The organism is Salipiger sp. PrR007 (genome assembly GCF_010499845.1).
GTDB lineage: Bacteria > Pseudomonadota > Alphaproteobacteria > Rhodobacterales > Rhodobacteraceae > Salipiger > Salipiger pacificus_A.
In genome coordinates, this window is the sequence record NZ_JAAGOZ010000081.1 from 1 (window position 1) to 2,302 (window position 2,302).

2 protein-coding genes are annotated in these 2,302 nt (G+C 59.1%); one reads left to right on the forward strand and one right to left on the reverse strand.

Annotated elements, in window-relative coordinates:
* The coding region (locus G0Q01_RS23490; RefSeq protein WP_164213917.1) for a hypothetical protein at window positions 1-1,352 on the forward strand (1,352 nt) is incomplete at its 5' end.
* 779 nt (window positions 1,353-2,131) lie between these two features.
* Here the strand turns inward: G0Q01_RS23490 and G0Q01_RS27455 are convergent.
* Window positions 2,132-2,278 carry a M13-type metalloendopeptidase gene (locus G0Q01_RS27455; RefSeq protein ID WP_370526791.1) on the reverse strand — a complete coding sequence of 49 codons (147 nt, stop codon included), beginning with the start codon at window positions 2,276-2,278 and terminating at the stop codon, window positions 2,132-2,134.
* Window positions 2,279-2,302 lie beyond the last annotated feature (24 nt).

A 2,302-nucleotide genomic window follows, 5' to 3' on the forward strand; every position in this document is an offset into this window, starting at 1 on the left:
CCCGGCGGGCTCAAGCGCGCAAGAAAGTGGCCTGCTTTTGCGCCGCCCCGTGGCCGGTTTTTGCTCCGCCGTTGACACAAGCCTTGTCGGTTTTTGAAAAAGCTGCTCTCGAGCGGCTTGAGCAGAAGACCCAGATGGTCGACTGGTTGCCTGATATCCAGATCGACACCCTGGAACGTTGGAGCCTGGGACTGGGCGCGTTTCTTGCCGAAGGTACTTTACGCCCCGATGCCTCACCGCTCACAAGACGGCGCGAACTTATTGATCTGGGCTTCTCGGTCACCCGTGCCGGGCACGGGAAGCTGGTCGATGAGGTCGATGAAGCGCTCGGACGACATTCGACGCGGCTCAGCAAAACATGGTTTCATGGCTGGGCGCTTCAGGCCTCGATGCAGAAAGAGCGGCAGGCGTTTCGCGAGATCATGCTTGGCCTCATCAAAGACCAAGGCGACTACTGCCTATTGTCCAGACACCAATACGCCCCCTCCGAAGTGCAGGTCGATGCGTGCATCAAGAAAATCGCGGAAACCACAGACCGCTCCCGAAAATGGGTGCGACGCGCCTTAGAAATTGATGGTTACTTGCCCGACGGAGGCGTTCCGGATGGACTCGACGTTAGGACCCGCCTTAGGGCATGCTCAACGCACGTCGCTGCGCTGGTCGCCAGCGTCGGCGCGGAACAGAGCGCCAACATTCTGGGTATCGGGGCCACCATGTTCGACGGCCTTGTGTCGGAAAGGGTGATCAAGCCCATTCCGACCATTGCCTTCAAGAAACCACGGTTCAGCGCTGACGCGCTGGATGATCTCCTCAAACGAGTTGAAGCCCGGGCAATCCTTCAACCCGGACATGCCATCCGAGACGACATGATCAGTCTTCCGCACGCATCCTTCGTGCTGCGGTGCCCGGCAGGCCAAATCCTCCGCTATCTCGAGAAGGGAGAGTTGCCCGGTTCCTACATTGACAAGACCGAGATCGGATTGGCTGGGCTTAGAGTTAGCCATAAGGAGCTGCTTGCCGCGATACGCCGTCACCAGCGTGCCGATTTGACACTGGAGGAGGTTCGTAAGCGTTTGGCCCTAAGCAGCCGAGAACTTCGCCAAGTAGTTGCAGCTGGATTGCTCCGTGTAGATCGTCGGCGACCCAATGGGCTTCGAAACGCCGCGGAGTTCATAACCTGCGACGATTACGAGGCCTTTCTAGAGAGGTTCCAAACGCCAAAGACTGCTGCCCAACACCTCGGGTTAACGCCCAGAGAAGTGACGGCACTGGTCAGAGCTTCGCAGCTTAGCCCCGTGATTTCGGGAAGCGATGCACGGGTGTACGACCGGGAGAACGTTCTAAGCCTCTAAACTTCAAAGGCTTCCGTGGGCACTACTAGGTTGGTCCCGTGCTCATCAGGTCTAGAGACCTGTCCGCCTTATCCAACGTGAATACAAGTGAAATCTCGCCCTGTCGCTTGCGCGGCAGGGCGAAGGCATACGATAGGGGGAGGTGCTCGGCTGCGCGAGGTACCCTGTCAGGGGCTTTGATCCACGTTTGCACCCAGTCAGTGTTATTCGGGCAAGACTGCGATCTGAGCCACAGTCTCATGGGCTTTGAGGAGCCATAGCGCGGAGGATCCAGTCTTCCCCGGAAGATGTTCCAAGTTGGTGGTGATGCCCCAATGGAAAAAGATTCTGGATCAATCGCTTAATAACGTGTCAGATTCCAATCTTAACCGGACATCACACCTAACATACCGAAGTTACGAGACTTCCGGCCCGAGGGCGGTAGAAATGCCCCCGTAAGTGCCCCACTTTCCGCCCCCTGTTTTGCTGACGTTCTCCCACATGCTCTGAGCATGGTGACGGGGTTATTTGGCGTGTGCGGTCAGGCTGTCCTCTGGTCCGTCAGGGAGGAGGATGGAGGGGGGGGGATACCTACGAGGATGATGTATCCTTCCCAAGCTGCCCTACCTCTGGTGATAGGCGACCTGCCGCAACGTCAGGAGGATGTGGGCAAGTCAGGGAGGGAAGGCGCAATTGCCGTCAGAGCGTTCGCGCATGGTGCCCGGGGCCGCGAAACCGGTGCGATTTGTCCCGGGCTCGCTGCGCGGTGGGCGCCCCGGACCCGGACCTTGGCCGGTGGATCACCAGGCGGTGATCCTTTCCTCGGGCGGCAGCCACATCAGATCGCCTTCCTCGATGCCGAAGGCCTCGTAGAAGGCCGGCAGGTGCTGAAGAGCGGCAATTGCGCGGTAGGGCGACGGCGCGTGCGGATCGCCCGCGACCAGCAGGCGATCATAGGCCTCGGTCGATTT